The organism is Stenotrophomonas sp. YAU14D1_LEIMI4_1, from assembly GCF_003086815.1.
Taxonomy (GTDB): Bacteria; Pseudomonadota; Gammaproteobacteria; order Xanthomonadales; family Xanthomonadaceae; genus Stenotrophomonas.
This window is the reverse complement of record NZ_CP025997.1, coordinates 450,140-465,407: the sequence shown is the minus strand read 5'-3', so window position 1 is coordinate 465,407 and position 15,268 is coordinate 450,140. Positions and strand designations below refer to the sequence as shown.

12 protein-coding genes are annotated in these 15,268 nt (G+C 64.6%); 6 read left to right on the top strand and 6 right to left on the bottom strand.

Features of this window, described 5'->3' with window-relative positions:
* Positions 1–9 precede the first annotated feature (9 nt).
* The 3 genes from C1932_RS19770 to aceE all read right to left on the bottom strand — a co-directional run bounded on the left by C1932_RS19770 (position 10) and on the right by aceE (position 5,065).
* The gene (locus C1932_RS19770) at positions 10–927 is read right to left on the bottom strand and encodes an HNH endonuclease (RefSeq protein ID WP_159094479.1); all 918 of its coding nucleotides are present in this window, start codon (positions 925–927) and stop codon (positions 10–12) included.
* On the bottom strand, positions 911–2,305 hold the full coding sequence (locus C1932_RS19765; protein WP_159094478.1) for a hypothetical protein: 1,395 nt from the start codon (positions 2,303–2,305) through the stop codon (positions 911–913). The genes C1932_RS19770 and C1932_RS19765 overlap by 17 nt, the downstream gene beginning before the upstream one ends.
* Positions 2,306–2,377: 72 nt before the next feature.
* Positions 2,378–5,065 carry a pyruvate dehydrogenase (acetyl-transferring), homodimeric type gene (gene aceE, locus C1932_RS02070; protein WP_108761051.1) on the bottom strand — a complete coding sequence of 896 codons (2,688 nt, stop codon included), beginning with the start codon at positions 5,063–5,065 and terminating at the stop codon, positions 2,378–2,380.
* Between the two features lie 576 nt (positions 5,066–5,641).
* Here aceE and C1932_RS02065 point away from each other — a divergent pair.
* The 3 genes from C1932_RS02065 (at position 5,642) to C1932_RS02055 (ending at position 7,601) form a co-directional block, all read left to right on the top strand.
* Positions 5,642–6,205: a PadR family transcriptional regulator gene (locus tag C1932_RS02065; RefSeq protein WP_108755227.1), complete on the top strand. Its 564-nt coding sequence runs from the start codon at positions 5,642–5,644 to the stop codon at positions 6,203–6,205.
* A gap of 63 nt (positions 6,206–6,268) precedes the next feature.
* Entirely contained in the window at positions 6,269–7,066 is a 798-nt protein-coding gene (locus C1932_RS02060; RefSeq protein WP_108755226.1) for a siderophore-interacting protein, read from the top strand.
* A gap of 133 nt (positions 7,067–7,199) precedes the next feature.
* Entirely contained in the window at positions 7,200–7,601 is a 402-nt protein-coding gene (locus C1932_RS02055; RefSeq protein ID WP_108751973.1) for a hypothetical protein, read from the top strand.
* A gap of 204 nt (positions 7,602–7,805) precedes the next feature.
* Here C1932_RS02055 and C1932_RS02050 read toward each other — a convergent pair whose 3' ends face one another.
* Both C1932_RS02050 and C1932_RS02045 read right to left on the bottom strand, forming a co-directional pair.
* Positions 7,806–8,513: a YceI family protein gene (locus C1932_RS02050; RefSeq protein ID WP_108751972.1), complete on the bottom strand. Its 708-nt coding sequence runs from the start codon at positions 8,511–8,513 to the stop codon at positions 7,806–7,808.
* Positions 8,514–8,596: 83 nt separating this feature from the next.
* The gene (locus C1932_RS02045) at positions 8,597–9,187 is read right to left on the bottom strand and encodes a malonic semialdehyde reductase (protein ID WP_108761050.1); all 591 of its coding nucleotides are present in this window, start codon (positions 9,185–9,187) and stop codon (positions 8,597–8,599) included.
* Between the two features lie 130 nt (positions 9,188–9,317).
* On the opposite strand from C1932_RS02045, the gene C1932_RS02040 reads away from it, so the two are divergent.
* The 3 genes from C1932_RS02040 to C1932_RS02030 all read left to right on the top strand — a co-directional run bounded on the left by C1932_RS02040 (position 9,318) and on the right by C1932_RS02030 (position 11,547).
* Positions 9,318–10,277, top strand: a complete 960-nt coding sequence (locus C1932_RS02040; protein WP_108761049.1) for a mitochondrial fission ELM1 family protein — start codon at positions 9,318–9,320, stop codon at positions 10,275–10,277.
* 105 nt (positions 10,278–10,382) lie between these two features.
* Positions 10,383–10,883: a hypothetical protein gene (locus C1932_RS02035; protein ID WP_108761048.1), complete on the top strand. Its 501-nt coding sequence runs from the start codon at positions 10,383–10,385 to the stop codon at positions 10,881–10,883.
* 100 nt (positions 10,884–10,983) lie between these two features.
* Entirely contained in the window at positions 10,984–11,547 is a 564-nt protein-coding gene (locus C1932_RS02030) for a queuosine precursor transporter (protein ID WP_108761047.1), read from the top strand.
* A gap of 697 nt (positions 11,548–12,244) precedes the next feature.
* Here C1932_RS02030 and glnE read toward each other — a convergent pair.
* Positions 12,245–15,040: a bifunctional [glutamate--ammonia ligase]-adenylyl-L-tyrosine phosphorylase/[glutamate--ammonia-ligase] adenylyltransferase gene (glnE, locus tag C1932_RS02025; RefSeq protein ID WP_108761046.1), complete on the bottom strand. Its 2,796-nt coding sequence runs from the start codon at positions 15,038–15,040 to the stop codon at positions 12,245–12,247.
* Positions 15,041–15,268 lie beyond the last annotated feature (228 nt).

The window sequence follows — 15,268 nt, the reverse complement described above, 5'->3', positions numbered from 1 at the left end:
CGACGTAGACTACGGACGATATCCTTTAATCAATTCGTAGAGATCAAGCTTCATCTTTCCCATGAACTCATCTCTATAACGACCTGGACTGAAGCCCATAAATTCATCAAGATGGTCTTGTATATGCTCCTCCGAAAATAACTCCCTGTACTTTTCTTTATTCACACTAAACCTGATATAAGAGCTAGCAGCAAATCGATCAACGAAGGATCGGACCATCTCGTAGCGCTCTCTTACGGCAAAGGTATTGACTGAATTGCCAGCTGGACCATCTGCATCACACACCACTCTAAGCTCCCACTTCTTCTCGCCTTCAGCCCGACTGCGCACGTATTGTCCAACATCAATTTCGAAAGAGATCGACTCTTCGCTTTCGTATGGATGCAGGTGCTCATTTTCGGAGAAGTCTTGCGCGGCTTTTAACGAGCTATTACATGACTGACATGATGGAATCAGATTGTAAAGCGAGAGCGCCAAGAATGGGAACTTATGCTTTGGATAGAAGTGATCCAAGGTTGGACGGTACGCTCCAGATTTACCCCTGAATACAGTTATGGCCAGCGATTGCTGACAATATGGGCACATGACGTACTTGAAGTCTTTACACAGCAGGTATGCATTCCAACCCAACCTGCCCTTATCGCAGAAGGAAGAGTAACTCATAATTCGAGATATTGTTTTATTAATGTTATCAATTACCTTTTCTGACCTGCCTTCGACGACATTCTGAAAATCATCAATAGCATTCTTTATATCCGGCACACCTCCAACCGACATTGCAACTTCGTTCCTTGCGACGAACTCTGCAACATACTTCGCCCCCCAAGAACCATCAACTTTTGAGGCTTTATTAATTATCCCAAGAACATAATCCCGATGATACTCAACCACCTTGTCGGACCAAGCATCCTTAATCGATATTATCACTACTTCGCCTCATCAAGAATGATCGGACAATCGGATCATCAATCTGACCAATCAAGTATTTATCCTTATCTGAGAAACCATTCCGTTCAATCAGCTGCTTCATTTTTTTTGCAGCGAACGCACCAACGGTCCCCGCGCCGGCAGTGCTCTCTATAATCATTTCCAGAGGGGCACCGAAACATCTCTGGCAACCATCATTATCTTCACCCCCCAGGCTTATTACAAAATCCTTAGGAAAATCCGACATCAGAACTGGCGAGTGAGACGCAACAATAACCTGAAGTGAATCGAACTTCTTCCCTTCCCGAGAGATGAACTTATTCAGGAATTCAATGTACTTTTGCTGCCAGGCTATGTGGAGGAACGCGTCACCTTCGTCAATCATCACCAGCAACGCCCTGACGCCATTCGCGTGAAGCTCGTCAATCGCGCAACGTAGTTCGAAGAACTGCCATACGAGCGCCTCTGCGCCAGAACTTAGGCCGGCGATCTCAAATGTGATGATATCCCCGAACTCTGCAGCGAGGCGATCTTGCAACGGACTACTGACTGGGACCCCTGCGCGCGCAATCTTGGCTCCGAGACTTTCGAAAAGATGCAAAAAATCTCTCAAACGATCGCCCATCCAATCGAACTTAAAACTGCCTCTTTCGATTTCTCTCAAGAATTTCCTTGCCATAGCCGGACGCCCGCGCCTATTCACAGCGTCGAAAGCTAGAACGGCCAGTAACGCGTTCGAGCCGTTCGCACCAAAGTTCCTGCGAAGAAACCTTCGAATCGACACGCGAAAGGCCCCCTGAGCGCTCAACATATCTTGCTGACGCTGTTTCACCCCCGCCCTCTCAGCACTTCCTTCACTACGCCATTTCTGAGAAGCAATCCAATAATTTTTAAAATCCAAACCAAGATTATCGAAGAGCTCCGCGCTAACCTCCTTTGGTGACTCCATAACCGCCGCAACCAGCGCATCGAGACCTCGATCCAACGGCACGGTCAATTTTGCCACCATTGAACTTGAGAACCGAAACTCGCGGGATAGCTCTCTTACCACGTCATGACTGAGGACCGATCGCTTTCGTCCTGCGTCGATCACTTTAATTCGTTTCCCATTCCTAGGGAATCTAGATCTGGCCAGCGGGGCTGGCGTGAAGTATATAACTCCATGCGCGTCCAGCTCTCCGTTGGCATCAACTACGGAGTGGTCCCCATCTTGGACGGCAGCACATAGCCTGGAAAGGAAATCAGTTTTTCCAGAGCCGTTCGCTCCGATAAGAAGTGACATGGAGCTCGCGGCAAAAACGTTCCATCCTTTACCCTCTTGGACGGATAGCGGAAGAAGATTGATGAATCGCTTGTCATACTGAAATGAATAGATCATATGCAGCTTTTTCAATTTTCTAGACAAAAAGAAGGGCGACCCATAGGCCGCCCTGCTTGATAACTCTTTCGATCAAACCCCAACAGGGTTAGCCTTCTCCGGATCAATCTTGTACTGCTTGATCGCCCGCGCCACATCCTTAGCCGTCATCTTCCCATCCTTGGCCAGCGCCGCAATCGCCGCATGCGCGATGTAGTACCGGTCAACCTCGAAGAAGCGACGCAGGTTCGCACGGGTATCCGAACGGCCAAAACCATCCGTACCCAGCACCGTGTAGCTCATCGGCACGAACGCACGAATCTGGTCCGCATACGCACGCACGTAATCGGTGGCGGCAATCGCCGGGCCCTGGCGGCCGTCCAGCAGCTCGGTCACGTAGGCCTTGCGCTGCTCACCTTCGGGGTGCAGGCGGTTGGCACGTTCCACGTCGAAACCATCGCGACGCAGTTCGTTGAAGCTCGGGCAGCTCCAGATATCGGCGGTCACGCCGAAGTCCTTGTCCAGCAGCTCGGCGGCGGCAATCACTTCACGCAGGATCGTGCCCGAACCCAGCAGCTGCACGCGCAGTTCGCCCTTCTTCGGCTTGCCGGCGTCGGTCAGCAGGTACATGCCCTTCACGATGCCTTCGGCTGCACCTTCCGGCATTTCCGGGTGGGTGTAGTTTTCGTTCATCAGGGTCAGGTAGTAGTACTCGTCTACCTGGTCTTCCATCATGCGCTTGGTGCCGTGCTGCAGGATCACCGTTACTTCGAAGCCGAAGGTCGGGTCGTAGCTGCGCACGTTCGGAATGCCACCGGCCACCAGATGGCTGAAGCCATCTTCGTGCTGCAGGCCTTCACCGTTCAGCGTGGTGCGGCCGGCGGTGCCGCCCAGCAGGAAGCCGCGGGTACGCATGTCGGCGGCCTGCCAGGCAATGTCGCCCACGCGCTGGAAGCCGAACATGCTGTAGTAGATGTAGAACGGCAGCATCGGCACGTTGCTGACCGAGTAGCTGGTACCGGCGGCCATCCACGAGCTGATCGCGCCCGGCTCGCTGATACCCTGCTGCAGCACCTGGCCGCTCTGGTCTTCGCGGTAGAACATCAGCTGGTCGGCGTCGACCGGCTTGTACTTCTGGCCGAACGGCGCGTAGATGCCGATCTGGCGGAACAGGCCTTCCATGCCGAAGGTACGGGCTTCGTCGGCCACGATCGGCACGATGTGCGGGCCCAGTTCCTTGTCACGCAGGGTGATGTTCAGGCTCTGCACGAAGGCCATGGTGGTGGAATAACTGCGCTCGCCGCTGCTCTTCAGCAGGCGCTCGTAGGTTTCCAGCTTCGGTGCGTTGAAGCTCTTTTCGGCCTTGCGGCGGCGCTGCGGCAGGTAACCACCCAGCGCGGCACGGCGTTCCTGCAGGTACTGCACTTCCGGCGAATCCGGGCCCGGGTGGTAGAACGGCACCTGGCCGTCGGCCAGCTGCGCGTCGGTCACCGGAATGTTGAAGCGGTCGCGGAAGTGGCGCACCGCTTCGTCGTCCAGCTTCTTGGTCTGGTGGGTCGGGTTCAGCGCTTCACCGGCGCTGCCCATGCCGTAACCCTTCACGGTCTTGGCCAGGATGACGGTCGGCATGCCCTTGGTGTTCACGGCCTGGTGGTAGGCGGCGTACACCTTGTGCGGGTCGTGGCCACCACGGTTCAGGCGCCAGATGTCGTCGTCGGAAAGACCGGCCACCATGGCGGCGGTTTCCGGGTACTTGCCGAAGAAGTGTTCGCGGGTATACGCGCCACCGAAGGCCTTGCAGTTCTGGTATTCGCCGTCGACGGTTTCCATCATCAGCTTCTTCAGAACACCGTCGGTGTCCTTGGCCAGCAGGGCATCCCAGTAACCGCCCCACAGCAGCTTGATCACGTTCCAGCCGCCGCCACGGAACACGCCTTCCAGTTCCTGGATGATCTTGCCGTTGCCGCGCACCGGGCCGTCCAGGCGCTGCAGGTTGCAGTTCACCACGAAGATCAGGTTGTCCAGGCCTTCACGGCCGGCCAACGCAATGGCGCCCAGGGTTTCCGGCTCGTCGCTCTCGCCGTCGCCGATGAAGCACCACACCTTGCGGTCGCTCTTTTCGATCAGGCCACGGTTTTCCAGGTAGCGCATGAACTGCGCCTGGTAGATGGCGGCCAGCGGGCCCAGGCCCATCGACACGGTGGGGGTCTGCCAGTAATCGGGCATCAGCCACGGGTGCGGGTACGACGACAGACCGCCGCCGTCCACTTCCATGCGGAACTTGTCCAGCTGCTCTTCGCTGATGCGGCCTTCCAGGAAGGAACGCGCGTAGATGCCCGGGGCGCTGTGGCCCTGGATGAACAGCAGGTCGCCCGGGTGGCTGTCGCTGGGGGCGCGCCAGAAGTGGTTGAAGCCCACGTCGTACAGGGTGGCACCGGACGCGAACGAGGCGATGTGGCCGCCCAGGTCACCCGGCTTGCGGTTGGCGCGCACCACGGTGGCCATCGCATTCCAGCGGATGATGGAACGGATGCGCCATTCCAGCTCGGCATTGCCGGGGCTCTTGGCCTCCAGCTGCGGCTCGATGGTGTTCACGTATTCGGTAGTGGGAGAGAACGGCAGGTACGCACCCGAACGACGGGTCAGTTCCACCATGCCTTCCAGCAGCTGATGCGCGCGCTCGGGGCCCTCGACATCAATGACGGCCTTCAACGACTCGATCCACTCCTGGGTTTCAACAGGATTGGTGTCGTTGTTCAGCACTTCGTTCAACCAGTTCATTAGCGCTCCCATTACCGCACGCACGCGCGCGACTGTTGTATAGATTTCTAGACCGCAAAGTGTAGCGCACCAAGGGCTTTCGTCACTTCGCTACGCTGCCGTATGGAGGCGTTTGGCCTGTGTCCGCAAGGCCTGTCCCGGGCTGTCCCGGCGCCGGACAGTCTGGTTTTTCAGGCACCTGCGGGCGGCAGGCCCCTGCCCCGGTGTCGCTTCTGCACCGCTGGGTGCATCGGCAGGACGCAGTGTTACCGCTGGCGATGACCGTTGTAGGGCAAGGCCTGCGCCGTTGTAGGGGGGTTCTGGCGGCTGGCGATGAACCAGCGCCAACATGTCGCAACTGCCTCTGGATTGCCCGTAGGCGGGGCGGGAAGCTGCACGGCGCAGGCAGCCCCTTCCCCTGCGGCGCCCGCCACCTGGCGCCGCAGCTGCTTCGCCCAGAACCCACCGCAGCTTTGCGGTGGGTTCTCTCGTTGGGGCCGCCGTGGCCTGAATGCAGCATGGGTTTGGCCCGAATCTGGACTTGTCCGGTCCGGCTTATCGATATATCGTTTGCGCACTCGTTACCGATATATCGAAATGAGCCGATCCGCTACCCTGCGGGCCCGCCCGGCCCCATCCCCCGAAGTGCCACGCCGCAATGGCCAGCCGCGCGTTCTGAGCCGCGGCGACCTGCGCCTGCTGGTACTGGCCCTGATTGGCGAACAGCCGCGCCACGGCTACGAGCTGATCCAGCACATCAGCGGCTTGTTCATGCAGGCCTACACGCCCAGCGCCGGCACCATGTACCCGCTGCTGGCCAGCTTCGAGCAGGCCGGCTGGGTGGAATCGCACGAAGAAGACGGCCGCCGCGTGTTCCGCATCACCGCCGCTGGCGAATTCGAACTGAAGGTGCAGCGGCCGCAGGTGCGGTTGGCCCAGCGCCGCGCGTTCGACCGTGCCCGCGAGATCACCAAGGCCTCGCTGCCGGCACCGCTGGCTTCGGCCCTGCGCGAGTTCAAGCAGGCGCTGGTGCGCCACCACGGCCGCTGGAGCGAGGGCGAGGCCGAACAGGTGGCCGCCCACCTGCAGCACGCCGCCGCGTTGTTGAACGGATCGCTGGGCGATGGACCGCTACCGATCACCCCGACCGAGCCAGACTGACGCCCGCCAGGTCTTCCCCCTTTGCCGCGCGCCCCGCGCGACCTTACCGCTACAGGTACTGACATGACCGACCATGAAAACAAGCGACTGCGCCTGGATGTGCGCTTCCGCCAGCTGACCGTGCTGCGCACCGAAACCGTAACCCCGCACATGCGTCGCGTGGTGCTGGGCGGTGCCGACCTGGCTGGCTTCGATTCGCCCGGCGCCGACGACCACATCAAGCTGTTCTTCCCCAACAGCAGTGGCGAGATGGTGCTGCCCACCATGACCGCCGAGGGCCCGCGCTACCCCGAGGGCAAGGAACATTCGCCGGCGCGCGATTACACCCCGCGCTGGTGGGACCACGAAACTGGCGAGCTGGCCATCGACTTCGTGCTGCACGACCAGGGCATTGCCGGGCCGTGGGCACAGCGCGCGCAGCCGGGCGACACCCTGGCCATCGGCGGCCCGCGCGGCTCGTTCGTGGTGGCCGACACCTACGATGCCTACGTGCTGATTGGCGATGAAACCGCGCTGCCGGCCATCGCCCGCTGGCTGGACGTGCTGCCCGAACATGCCGAAGTGCAGGCGTGGATTGAAGTGAGCGACGAAGACGAGCGCCAGGACCTGCCGCAGTACGAGAACGTGCGCATCCACTGGCTGGAGCGCAACGGCTTCCCGGCCGCCACCAGCACCCTGCTGGAAGACCAGTTCACCGATTTCGAAGCCCCCGACGGTGACACCTTCTACTGGATCGCCACCGAATCGCGCCGCGCGCGCATGATGCGCAAGTTCCTGGAAGGCCACCTGGGCGTACCGCGCGACTGGATTCGTTCCACCGGCTACTGGAAGGCCCACCCGGACGAAACCGACGGCGATTGACCCCGCCGTTCTGTAGAGTCGAGCCATGCTCGACTGCTGTTCGACGGAGTCGAGCACGGCTCGACTCTACAGAAACGCATCGCCACGATCTCTGCCACAATCGCGCTCCTTTCCCGCACCTGTGAGGCCCACCATGGGCAAACTGACCCTGGCCGGCATCGACAAGCTGCGTACCCGTTTCGCTGATGACACCGCCTGCGATACCGCCCTGGCCGCCTTCGCCGACGCCGCCGCCCTGCGCGCGCCGCTGCGCGAACTGCTGGATGCCGAGCACCGCTACCTGCAGGCCGAATTCGAAGTGGCCCAGGTGGCCGATGTACTGCGCCGCGACCAGAAGTACGCACCGGTGGGCCGCCCGTCGGTGCATATCGTGCAGCTGCGCAAGCAGCAGGCCGCCACCAAGCAGGCCGCACTGATCGCCCGCCAGGTGGTGGCGCAGGCCGCGCAGACCTTCGTGCGGGTAAGCGGAATGGCCGTGAAGGCCAAGCAGAGCCCCAGCGACGCATGCGCCGCATGGTTGATCGCGCAGCGGTGATTGCAGGGGTACGGTGGCCATGACATGGCGCGCGTGCCAAAGCAAATTCCGGCGGCCATGACCCGGTAGTGGCCAACCTTGGTTGGCCTGCGGGATTACCGGCGTGCCAACCAAGGTTGGCACCTACCAAAGCGGTTCCCCCAAAAAAGAAGGCCCGCTTTTCAGCGGGCCTTCTGCCTTCTCACGACGAGTGAGCGGGTTACATCAAGCCGCCGGCTTTTCGCCGGTGGCTTCGGTGGTGATGCGGATCTTCACTTCATCGCTCACGTTCGGGGCGTACGCGCCCACGCCGAAGTCGCTGCGCTTCAGGGTGGTGGTGGCGTCGAAGCCCGCCGCCGGCACCTTGGCCATCGGGTGCTCGCCACCGCCGTTGATGGTCACGTCCAGGGTGACCGGCTTGGTGATGCCCTTGATGGTCAGGTCGCCGGTAACGGTCAGCTTGTTGGTGCCGGCCGCTTCAACCTTGGTGCTCTTGAAGGTGGCATCGGCGAACTTGGCGGCGTCGAAGAAATCGGCGCTCTTCAGGTGTTCGTCGAACTTGGCGGTGAAGCTGTTCAGGCCGCTCAGCGGCAGCTTCACTTCCACGGTGCTCTTGGTCACGTCGGCGGCGTCGTACACCAGGGTGCCTTCCACGTTGCCGAAGTGGGCGCTGGGGTTGGAGAAGCCGAAGTGGCTCCACTGGGCCAGCACGTCGGTGTGGCTCGGGTCCAGCTTGTAGGTGCCCGAGGCGATCTGGATCGCTTCGGCAGCCGGGGCAGCAGCAGCAGCGTCGGCGGCCGGGGTGGCAGCCTGTTCGGTGGTGGCCGGGGCGGCGGCATCGGCGGCCGGGGCAGCGGTGTCGGCCGGCTTCGAGCAGGCGGCAATGGCCAGGGTCAGGGCCAGCGGCAGCAGCAGTTTACGGGTGGCGCTCATCAGGAAACTCTCCGGATCGTAGGGTGGGTACACGGTGCAGCTGGGGCCCGCCAAGGTGGCTGGGCCGAAACCGAGACAGCGACTTACGCGATGCGCGCCGCTTCGTCGAACGACAGACGCGGCAGACGGGGGAACAGGCCCGAGGGGTCACCGTAACCCAGGTTGACCAGGAAATTCGACTTGATGCTGGTGCCGGCGAAGAACGCTTCGTCCACCTTGGCATTGTCGAAGCCGGACATCGGGCCGGCATCCAGGCCCAGCGCGCGTGCGGCCAGGATCAGGTACGCACCCTGCAGGCTGCCGTTGCGGAACGCGCCTTCGTGGCGGCCTTCACGCGGGCCGTCGAACCAGGCCTTGGCATCGGTGTGCGGGAACAGGTAGGGCAGCTTTTCGTGGAAATCTTCGTCGAAGGCCACGATGACGGTGACCGGCGCGGCCAGGGTCTTGTCATGGTTGCCTTCGGACAGCGCCGGGGCCAGTTTGGCCTTGGCTTCGGCCGACTTCACGAAGACGAAACGCGCCGGGCTGCCGTTGGCGGCGGTGGGGCCCCACTTCAGCAGTTCGTACAGCGCGTGCAGCTGGCTGTCGTCCACCGGCGTGTCGGTGAATGCGTTCTGGGTGCGGGCGGTGCGGAACAGCTGGTCCAGTGCAGCAGCGTCAAGCGCGTGGGACATCGTGGATCTCCAGGGCAGCAACAGGGAAAGGGGCGAAGCAGCGCAGGGGCTGCGGCGCGAAACAATGAGCCGCAGTGTAGAGTGTCGCGACTGTTGCAACACCCAGCAGGGCTGAAACGAATTAATGCCAATGGTGAAACGATCGAGCGCGCCGTGGACGATCACGGACGGCCGTGCAGGCAATGTGCGCCAAGCCGTGGCGCTGGCCTCGGCGCTGCGCCTGGGCACCCACCGCCCGATGGTAGTGCAGCCGCGCGCACCGTGGCGCTGGCTGTCGCCGCGCCGCCTGCCCGGGGATGTACGCGGTTACGGTGAGGCATTGGCGACACTGGCCGCTGAGCCGCCGCCCCTGGCGATCGGCTGTGGCCGCCAGGCCGCCGGCGCGCTGCGTGTGCTGCGTGCACGGGGCAGCAAGGTGGTGCAGATCCTGGACCCGCGCATTGCCGCCCGCCATTGGGACCTGCTGGTGGTGCCCGAACACGATGCCCTGCGCGGCAGCAATGTGCTGACCCTGCTGGGTAGCCTGAACCCGGTGGACGATGACTGGCTGAGCCTGGGCCGCGCCGCCTTCGCCGATTTCCATGCCCTGCCCGGCCCGCGCACCGCGCTGCTGGTGGGCGGGCCGACGCCGCTGGCGCCGTGGGACGAAGCCGGCATGGTGCGCGTGTTCCAGGCCCTGGCCGAACAGCTGCGCAGCGAAGGCGGCAGCCTGCTGGCCACCACCTCGCGGCGCACACCGCCGGCGCTGGCCGAGACCCTGCGCGCGATCTTCGCCGACCTGCCGCATGTGATCTGGGGCGACGGCGGCGATGGCGTGAACCCCTATGCCGGCCTGCTGGGCTGGGCACAACGGGTGGTGGTGTCGCCCGATTCGGTGAACCTGCTCTCTGAGGCCTGCGCCACGCGGCTGCCGGTGGCGGTGGCGCTGGCCGATACCACGCAGGGCCGGTTGGCGCGCTTCCAGCAGCAACTGCGCGAACGCGGGCGGCTGCAACCGCGCTGGCTGGACTGGCAGTGCGCGGCCATCGAGCCGCTGCGCGAAACCACGCGGGTGGCGGCCGAAGTGAAGGCCCGGCTGGGGCTGGGCTGACCCCCGGGCGTGCCCGTGCCGGCCGCACAACGCCGCCACAGGCATTGGGTATGATCGGCCACGCGGGGCCACCCCGCGCCCGCTCGCTCCATGGAGGAACAGACGATGCGTACCCTGCCCTGCACTGCCGCCGCCCTGGCACTGGCCATGGGCCTGTTGGCCACCGCCCCTGCCGATGCGCGGCGCGTTTACCGCATCGTGGAAAACACGCCGGAGCCGGTACGCCTGGATGTTTCGCCCGGCTTGGTGGCCAGCATGGCCGCCGCCGACGAAGCCGCACGCAACCCGCCGCCGGGCCAGGCGCCCACGGCACCGTCCAATGGCGCGCCGCCGCCGATGCAGGTGGTGTCCATCGGCACCAACGTGGATGGCGAACGCGAGGTGCTGCTGCAGCAGCCGGGGCAGCCGGGCAACACCGCCGCGGTGCGCTGGCCGAACCAGGCAGGTGACCCGTCGGTGCTGTTCCATGTGGGGCAACAGGTGCAGTTCGACCACACCCCGTCCGAAGGCCGCAAGGGGCTGATGGCGCGTGATGCGCAGGGCCGGCCGCTGACCCATATTCCCGAACCGGCGCCGGCATCGCAGGGCTGGAACACGCAGTATTGAGCCCGCAGTACCGAGGCTGCCGCGCCGCCTGAACGGCGGTTTTTGGCGTTGCGTGGGTACGGGGGGATAATGGCCGATTCCTTTTTCCTTCCCGCCCGCCATGTCCGTGCGTCCTGCCCCCGTGTTTGCTCCCCTGACCCCGCGCGCCCTGGTGCTGGCCGTGCTGGCCATGGGCGCGGTGGTGCTGCTGTCCAACGTACTGGTGCAGTACCCCATCAATGACTGGCTGACCTGGGGTGCCTTCAGCTACCCGGTGGCGTTCCTGGTCAGCAACCTGATCAACCGCCGCTTCGGCCCCGGCCCGGCGCGCCGCGTGGCGTGGATCGGTTTCCTGGTGGCGGTGGTGCTGTCGGTGTGGGTGGCCACCCCGCGCATTGCCATTGCCTCGTGCTCGGCGTTCATCGTGGCGCAGCTGCTGGACATCACCGTGTTCGACCGCCTGCGCCGTGGCAGCTGGTGGCGCGCCCCGATGGTGGCCACCACCTGCAGCGCCACCGTGGACACCACCATTTTCTGGTCGATCGCCTTCGCCGGTTCCGCCCTGCCGTGGGTGAGCTGGGCCGCCGGCGACCTGGCCGTGAAGCTGGCCATCGGCGTGTGCCTGCTGGCCCCGTTCCGCGCGTTGCTGTGGAAGATGGCGCCGCTGCGCAGCGAGCTGCGCTGAGCGCGGGTTCCCGGCCGGCCACATGACCCGGTAGTGGCCAACCTTGGTTGGCCTGCGGGATCCGTGCGTGCCAACCAAGGCTGGCACCTACCAAGAGCGCATTCCTGGCCTGCCACATGACCCGGTAGTGGCCAACCTTGATTGGCCTGCGCGGTCTCTGCGTGCCAACCAAGGTTGGCACCTACCAAAAGCGCATTCCTGGCCGGCCACATGACCCGGTAGTGGCCAACCTTGGTTGGCCTGCGGGGTCTCCGTGTGCCAACCAAGGTTGGCACCTACCAAGAGCGCATTCCCGGCCGGTCGCATGACCCGGTAGTGGCCAACCTTGGTTGGCCTGCGGGATCCGTGCGTGCCAACCAAGGTTGGCACCTACCAAGAGCGCATTCCCGGCCGGTCGCATGACCTGGTAGTGGCCAACCTTGGCTGGCCTGCGGGGTCTCTGCGTGCCAACCAAGGTTGGCACCTACCAAAAGCGCATTCCCGGCCGGCCACATGACCCGGTAGTGGCCAACCTTGGTTGGCCTGCGGGATCCGTGCGTGCCAACCAAGGTTGGCACCTACCAAAAGCGCATTCCCGGCCGGCCACATGACCCGGTAGTGGCCAACCTTGGTTGGCCTGCGGGTTGCGTGCGTGCCAACCAAGGTTGGCACCTACCAAGCGCGGGTTCCCAAGAGCGGGCTCCCGGCCGGCCGCGCATCACGCGAACGGCAACCCAGCGGCCACGCACGCGGCGGTAATCACGCTGCAGGCGTCTTCTATCGCGGGGGTGGGCGGGGCCAGACGCGGGCGGCGATCCAGCGTGCAGGCCAGGCCGACATCCAGCAGCGCGGCATGCGCGCCCTGCAGTTGCTGCGCGGTAACGGCAGGCAGGAATTCCGCCGCGGCCAGTGCATCAATCAGCGAGGGCGTGTCGCGCGGCTGCAGCAGCGCGGGCTGCTGTGCGCTGCGCGCCAGTACCCCGGTCTGCAGCAGGAATTCCAGATCCACCACGCCACCGCGCCCCTGCTTCAGGTCGAAGCGGCCGGCATCGCTGCGGTCCAGTTCACTGCGCATGCGTCCACGCATTTTCAGCACGTCGGCATACAGGGTGTCCGGGTCGCGCGCGCGGCCCAGCGTCTGTGTGCGCACCTGTTCGAAATCGGCCAGCAGGCTGGCATCGCCGGCCACGCCGCGCGCACGCACCAGGGCTTGGTGTTCCCAGGTCCACGCGCGTTCGCGCTGGTATTCGGTGTAGCTGGCCAGCGAGGACACCAGTGAGCCTTTGCCGCCATCGGGGCGCAGGCGCACGTCGATGTCGTACAGGCGGCCGGCGGCGGTGACCGCCCCCAGCAGCGCCATCACCTTCTGCGCCAGGCGCGCATACCAGCGCCCCGGTTCCAGCGGGCGCGGGCCATCGCTGGCTTCCACGCCGGCCGGGTGGTCGTGCAGGAACACCAGGTCCAGATCGGAACCGAAGCCCAGTTCCAGCCCACCCAGACTGCCGTAGCCGATGATGGCAAAGCGCCCACCGGGCACCTGTCCGTGCGCGGCGTGCATGTCCGCCTCGGCCAGGGCCAGCACGGTCATCACTACTGCCTGCGCCAGTTCGGCCAGTTGCCGGGTGCTGTCCACCGCGCCCTGGCGGCCATCCAGCGTGGCCATGGCCATGCGGAAGCTGAGCGCCAGGCGCGTTTCGTTCAACCAGCGCAGCTGCGATTCGGGGTCTTCCACCGGCAGCACCTGCCAGCATTCGGCCAGCATGCCGGTGAAGGCCGGCATCGGCCCGGACACGCGCACATCCAGCAGTTCGTCCAGCAGCAGCGGATAGGCGGCCAGGCGTTCGGCCAGCAGCGCGCTGCGTGCCAGCACGTCTACCAGGCGTGCCAGCGCGCTGGGTTGTTCGTCCAGCAGCGCCAGGTAGCTGGTGCGGCGCAGGACCGCCTGCAGCAGGCCAAGCACGCGCTTCAGCGCGGCATCGGGCTGCGGCGAACGGGTGGCGGCATGCAGCAGCGCCGGCAGCACGCGATCCAGGCGCGCACGGGCGTTGTCAGAGAGCGCCTTCACTCCGGTGCTCTGGGCGAAATCGCGCAGCGACTGGTCGGCGCCGTTGGCGTCGAAGAAGCCGGCCTCGGCCAGCAGTTCCGCATTGCTGCCCTCGGGCAGGCTGCGCCAGTAGCTGGCCAGTGCATCGGGCGCGGCCTGGCCCTGGCGCGGCGCCAGCAACGCAGCGAATTCGGTACTGACCCGCTGCTGCTGTTCGGCCAGCGCAGCGCGCAGTGCGTCCCAGTGCGGGTAGCCCAGGCCCGTGGCGATGCGCTGGCGATCCAGCGGGTCGCTGGGCAGCACGTGGGTCTGGGCATCGCGCAGCATCTGCAGGCGGTTTTCCAGCCGGCGCAGGAACAGGTAGGCCTCGCGCAGCGCCGCGCCATCGTCCGGGGCAATCTGCCCGGCGTTCACCAGCGCCTGCAGCGCCACCAGCAGGCGACGCTCGCGCAGCACCGGTTCGCGGCCACCGCGGATCAACTGCAGTGCCTGGCACAGGAATTCGATTTCGCGGATGCCACCGGCGCCGCGCTTGATGTCTTCGTGCAGCTCGCGCCGGGCGACTTCGGCGGTGATCGCCGCCTTCATCTCGCGCAGGCCGTCCAGCGCGGTGAAATCCAGGTAACGCCGGTACACGAACGGGCGCAGGCTCTGCAGCCAGGCTTCGCCGGCGGCGATATCGCCGGCCACGGTGCGCGCCTTCAGCCAGGCGTAGCGTTCCCAGTCGCGGCCTTCGCGCTGGAAATACTGGTCCATGGCAGCGAATGACAGCGCGACCCGGCCTGCACTGCCGAACGGGCGCAGGCGCAGGTCCACGCGGTGGCTGAAGCCATCGACGGTGGTGTCGTCCAGCAGCTTGGCCAGGCGCTGGCCGAGGCGGGCGAAGTATTCCTCGGCGGCCAGCGGCCGCGGGCCGTCCGATTCGCCGCCGTGCGGGTAGGCGTAGACCAGGTCGATATCGGAACTGAAGTTGAGTTCGCCACCACCCAGCTTGCCCAGGCCGAACACCACCAACTGCAGCGGCTGCCCATCGCCACCGCGCACCACGCCGTGGCGCTGGGCGAATTCCTGCTGCAGCGCCTGCAGGGCCAGCCGCAGGCAGTCTTCGGCCAGCACGGTGGCGCCGGCCAGGGTCTGCGGCACGTCGTCCAGGCCGGCCAGGTCGCGCCAGATCAGCCGGGTGGACATGGCGGTGCGCCAACGGCGCAGCTGCGCTGGCCAGTCGCTGGGCTGCAGCGGGTCGAGCACCGGCGCCGGCACCGGCGGGCAACCCGGCGCGGCCAGCTGGGCCAGCAGGCTGGGTTGGCGCACCAGGGTATCCAGGGCGAAATCGCTGGCCACGGCCAGCTGCGCCAGGAACGGCAGCCGTTCAGCGGCGATGGGCTCGGGCACGGCCTGGGCCAGGCGCGCCAGGGCGCGGTCTACCAGGGGCTGCAGGGAAGCGGGCACTTCGGCGGGGGCAACGGTCATGGCCCGATTCTCGCGGGGTCGGATGTCTTTGCCAACGGCTGGCATGGCGGCGGGGTCGGATCCCTTTGCCAGCGGCAAAGGGCTCTGACCCCAAGGGGCCGAGGGTTGCGGTGGGGTCGGAGCCGTTTGCCGTTGGCAAAAGGATCCGACCCCTGCTCCTGCGTATTCAGCTTGGGCGCGAGGCAATAAAAAAGCCCGCTTGCAGCGAACTGCCAGCGGGCTCTGCTC

Bases quoted from the DNA above. Each gene is read 5' to 3' on its own strand.
- C1932_RS19765 (WP_159094478.1), bottom strand. From the start codon at position 2,305: ATGATCTATTCATTTCAGTATGACAAGCGATTCATCAATCTTCTTCCG.
- C1932_RS02060 (WP_108755226.1), top strand. From the start codon at position 6,269: ATGACCGACCATGAAAACAAGCGACTGCGCCTGGATGTGCGCTTCCGC.
- aceE (WP_108761051.1), bottom strand. From the start codon at position 5,065: ATGAACTGGTTGAACGAAGTGCTGAACAACGACACCAATCCTGTTGAA.
- C1932_RS02045 (WP_108761050.1), bottom strand. From the start codon at position 9,187: ATGTCCCACGCGCTTGACGCTGCTGCACTGGACCAGCTGTTCCGCACC.
- C1932_RS02040 (WP_108761049.1), top strand. From the start codon at position 9,318: ATGGTGAAACGATCGAGCGCGCCGTGGACGATCACGGACGGCCGTGCA.
- C1932_RS02065 (WP_108755227.1), top strand. From the start codon at position 5,642: ATGAGCCGATCCGCTACCCTGCGGGCCCGCCCGGCCCCATCCCCCGAA.
- C1932_RS02035 (WP_108761048.1), top strand. From the start codon at position 10,383: ATGCGTACCCTGCCCTGCACTGCCGCCGCCCTGGCACTGGCCATGGGC.
- C1932_RS02055 (WP_108751973.1), top strand. From the start codon at position 7,200: ATGGGCAAACTGACCCTGGCCGGCATCGACAAGCTGCGTACCCGTTTC.
- C1932_RS02030 (WP_108761047.1), top strand. From the start codon at position 10,984: ATGTCCGTGCGTCCTGCCCCCGTGTTTGCTCCCCTGACCCCGCGCGCC.
- glnE (WP_108761046.1), bottom strand. From the start codon at position 15,040: ATGACCGTTGCCCCCGCCGAAGTGCCCGCTTCCCTGCAGCCCCTGGTA.
- C1932_RS02050 (WP_108751972.1), bottom strand. From the start codon at position 8,513: ATGAGCGCCACCCGTAAACTGCTGCTGCCGCTGGCCCTGACCCTGGCC.